3 protein-coding genes and 2 pseudogenes are annotated in these 3,668 nt (G+C 68.2%); 4 read left to right on the top strand and 1 reads right to left on the bottom strand.

Annotated elements, in window-relative coordinates; all coding sequences use genetic code 11:
• The 4 genes and pseudogenes from A9W95_RS11290 to A9W95_RS11275 form a co-directional block, all read left to right on the top strand.
• Positions 1-507 (top strand): annotated as a pseudogene (locus A9W95_RS11290) (esterase family protein); the annotation flags it as partial.
• A 5-nt stretch (positions 508-512) separates the two neighbouring features.
• Positions 513-932 (top strand): DUF6653 family protein, encoded by a 420-nt coding sequence (locus A9W95_RS11285; RefSeq protein WP_371328057.1) that lies wholly within the window; start codon positions 513-515, stop codon positions 930-932.
• Positions 933-942: 10 nt separating this feature from the next.
• Positions 943-1,176 (top strand): hypothetical protein, encoded by a 234-nt coding sequence (locus A9W95_RS11280; protein ID WP_067412202.1) that lies wholly within the window; start codon positions 943-945, stop codon positions 1,174-1,176.
• Positions 1,177-1,238: 62 nt separating this feature from the next.
• The gene (locus A9W95_RS11275) at positions 1,239-2,423 is read left to right on the top strand and encodes a winged helix DNA-binding domain-containing protein (protein ID WP_067412200.1); all 1,185 of its coding nucleotides are present in this window, start codon (positions 1,239-1,241) and stop codon (positions 2,421-2,423) included.
• Here the strand turns inward: A9W95_RS11275 and A9W95_RS11270 are convergent.
• Positions 2,413-3,668: pseudogene (locus A9W95_RS11270) on the bottom strand (ATP-binding cassette domain-containing protein); the annotation flags it as partial. The gene A9W95_RS11275 and the pseudogene A9W95_RS11270 sit on opposite strands and share 11 nt — an antisense overlap.

Below are 3,668 nucleotides of genomic sequence, written 5' to 3'. Positions count from 1 at the left end.
TTCGTCGATGTGGCCGGCGACCTCTACCCGAATGCGGGCAACAAAGCCGAAACCATCGCCCGACTTTTCGGCGGTGACGCCGACGCCTGGGCGGCGTTCGACCCGACCACGGTGATCAACCGGCACGGCCCATACACCGGCGTCTCGGGGTGGTTCGCGATCAATACCGGGCCGTTGGCGCCGCGCCACGACATTCCGGTCATCGATACTCCCAGCATGCGGTGGGCCGGCCGGGACGCGGCAGCCAATCCGAGCAATCAGACCGCCGCGGCCAACGCGTTGTGTGCGTTGGGCCGGTCCAACGGCATCGATTGTGCGGTCGTGCCCCAGCCGGGTAAGCATGACTGGCCTTTCGCCGATCAGGTCTTCGCGACGTCGCTGCCCTGGCTGGCCGGTCAGGTCGGCACTCCGGGGGTGCCGCGGATCGCGCTGCCGGGCACGTCGGCGCCCTCGGCTCCCCCAGCGCCGGGAGCAGGCCAAGCCCGGGTCGCTGCCGCAGGCGGTTAACTGCGGTGTCTGCGATCGCCCGGCTGCGCCGCGCCATGTTCGCGCGACACTGCAATCCGTGGAGCGCCTGGACCCGGTGGGCCAGCACGCCGTTGCTCTTGGTGCCGGCGTGGACCCGCCAGCGCAGCCACGCCGTGCTGCTGGCCGTGTGGCTGGCGCTCAACCCGTTCATCTTCGGTGAGCCCGCCCACCATCGCAATTGGGCAACCCGCGCCATGTTGGGTGAAGAGCTATGGATCATCCGGCGGCCCAAGGACGGCGCGCGGGTTACCAGCGCCGTCAGCTCGGCCGTCGCATTCGTGGCAATCATCGCAGCCCGCAAGCGTCGGCTGGGCACCGCGTTGACCGCCACCGCGGTGCAGATGGCGCTGACCCTGGTGTACTGGCGGCAGATGGTGCGCTACTTCGACGGCGGGCCGCAGTAGCGTTGCTGGCATGCCCGACGAACCTGAACCTGGATACGACAGCTCCGGAGTTCCCACCTTCGACTCGGTCCGGGAGAAGATCGAGAATCGGTATGGGGCCGCGCTGGGCGCGGAGGAACTCGACGCCGCAACCTCGGAGGGCCGCCGAGTCGAAGACGAGTACGAGAAGCGACAGCGCGCGGCAGCGGAACGGTTAGCGCAGATTCGGGAGGCGATGGAAAAGACCACGCGCACCGATGAGTGACACCGTGCCGACCTCGCGAATGATGGCCAACGACATGGCCGCAAAGGTACCCAAGTAACGACGTGCGCGAATTCGACGTCGCGGAAAGACGGAACCGTCTGGCCCGCAGAACTTTTCTTGTGCGCGACGACGCTTCGCTGCCGGACCTCACCGCTGGCTTGCTGGGGCTGCACGCCACCGACCCCGCCACTCCGTACCTGTCGCTGTGGGCGCGGGCACCTGGTTTCGCAGTGGCCGGACTCGACCGCGAACTCTACGACAAGCGCTCGCTGGTCAAGCATTTGGCGATGCGGCGGACGCTGTGGATCATTTGCGCCGACGACTTGGCGCTGGTCCAGGCCGCCGCCAGCGCGCGGGTGGCCGACAACGAGCGCCGCCGGTTGATCGCCGATGCGCAAAAGGCCGGGCTGACCGGCGACGGGGCACGTTGGCTGGATCGAGCGTGCGCGGCGACGCTGCGGCACTTGACGGACAACGGGCCGGCGACAAGCACCGAACTGCGCGCGGCCTTACCGGAACTCGCGGGCAGCTATGACCCGGCGCCCGGAAAGCGTTGGGGCGGCGAGGTTCCCGTTGCACCACGGGTGCTCACCGTGCTGTCGGCCCGCGGCGACATCGTGCGCGGCCCCAACGACGCGGGTTGGACGTCCTCGCGACCGCGGTGGAGCGCGACCAGCGGCTGGCTGCCTGAACGTGCAGAACCGTGGTCGGAACCGGCCGCGCGGGCGGAGTGGACCCGTCGATGGCTGCGGACGTTCGGGCCTGCGACCGTCGAAGACATCAGATGGTGGCAGGGCAGCACGCTGACGGCGGTGCGCGCCGCGTTGACCGACCTCGGGGCCGTCGAGGTGGACCTGCACGGCAGCCGCGGATACGCACTGCCCGACGACCTCGAGCCCGAACCCGTTGCGCCGCTGTGGTGTGCCCTGTTGCCGAGCCTCGATCCGACCACCATGGGCTGGGCGCAGCGTGACTGGTACCTCGGCGAGCACCGCGGTCACCTGTTCGACCGCAACGGCAATGCGGGCGCGACCGCGTGGTGCAACGGGCGGGTGGTCGGCGGCTGGTATCAGGACGGCAACGCTCGCGTGCAAGTGCAGTTGCTGGAAGACCCGGGCAGAGATGCCCGGCAGGCCCTGGAGCGACGCGCCGAGGAGCTGACGACCTGGCTGGACGGTGTGCGGATCAGCCCACGATTTCCTTCGCCGTTGGCGAAGTCGGCGGTCGACAGTGCGGTCAGGCGCTGACTTTGCGGCGCCGGCCGTTGGGCCGGGTCGCGGTTGAGCCGGCGCGGCCGCCCGCGAGTACCTCGGCGAGGAACTTGCCGGTGTAACTTTCCGGCACCGCGGCGACGTCTTCCGGCGTTCCTTGTGCCACAACGGTTCCGCCACCGGCGCCGCCTTCTGGCCCCATGTCGACGATCCAGTCTGAGGTCTTGATGACGTCCAGGTTGTGCTCGATGACGATGACGGTGTTGCCTTTGTCGACCAGACCCGTGATGACCATCAACAGCTTACGGATGTCGTCGAAATGCAAGCCGGTGGTGGGCTCGTCGAGAATGTAGATGGTCCGACCGGTCGACCGCTTCTGCAATTCGGAGGCGAGCTTGACCCGCTGGGCCTCACCGCCGGACAGCGTCGGGGCGGGTTGACCGAGCCGGACATAGCCCAGTCCCACATCGACCAGCGTGCGCAGATAGCGGTGAATGCCCGAGATCGGCTCAAAGAAGTCGGCCGCTTCCTCGATCGACATGTCCAGCACTTCGGAGATGGTCTTGCCCTTGTAGTGCACTTCGAGGGTCTCGCGGTTGTAGCGGGCGCCATGGCAGACCTCGCACGGCACATAGACGTCGGGCAGGAAGTTCATCTCGATCTTGATGGTGCCGTCCCCGGTGCACGCTTCGCACCGACCGCCCTTGACGTTGAAGGAGAATCGGCCCGGCTGGTACCCGCGGACCTTGGCTTCGGTGGTGGCGGCGAACAACGTCCGGATCTTGTCGAAGACGCCGGTGTAGGTGGCCGGATTGGACCGCGGGGTGCGCCCGATCGGTGACTGGTCGACCCGCACCAGCTTGTCCAGATGGTCCAGCCCGGTGACCCGGGTATGCCGGCCCGGCACCTGCCGGGCGCCGTTGAGCTTGTTGGCCAGGACCGCCGCCAGGATGTCGTTCACCAGCGTCGACTTGCCCGAGCCGCTCACGCCGGTCACCGAGGTGAGCACGCCAAGCGGGAACGCCACGTCGATGCCGCGCAGGTTGTGTTCGCGCGCGCCGACGACGGTCAGCTGCCGTTTGGGGTCGACGGGACGCCGCATGGCGGGCATCTCGATGCTCTCCCGGCCCGAGAGGTAGGCGCCGGTGATCGACTCCTTGTTGCGCAGCAACTCGTGGTACGGGCCGCTGTGCACGATGCGGCCGCCGTGCTCGCCGGCGCGGGGGCCGATGTCGACGATCCAGTCGGCGTGCTCGATGGTGTCCTCGTCGTGCTCGACGA

Origin of the sequence: Mycobacterium sp. 1423905.2 (assembly GCF_001673155.1) — a bacterium.
Taxonomy (GTDB): domain Bacteria; phylum Actinomycetota; class Actinomycetes; order Mycobacteriales; family Mycobacteriaceae; genus Mycobacterium.
Note: the sequence above shows the minus strand (reverse complement) of the source record. Positions and strands in the feature narration are given on the sequence as shown.

Excerpts from the sequence above, each read along its gene's own strand:
- A9W95_RS11280 (WP_067412202.1), top strand. The coding sequence starts at position 943 with ATGCCCGACGAACCTGAACCTGGATACGACAGCTCCGGAGTTCCCACC.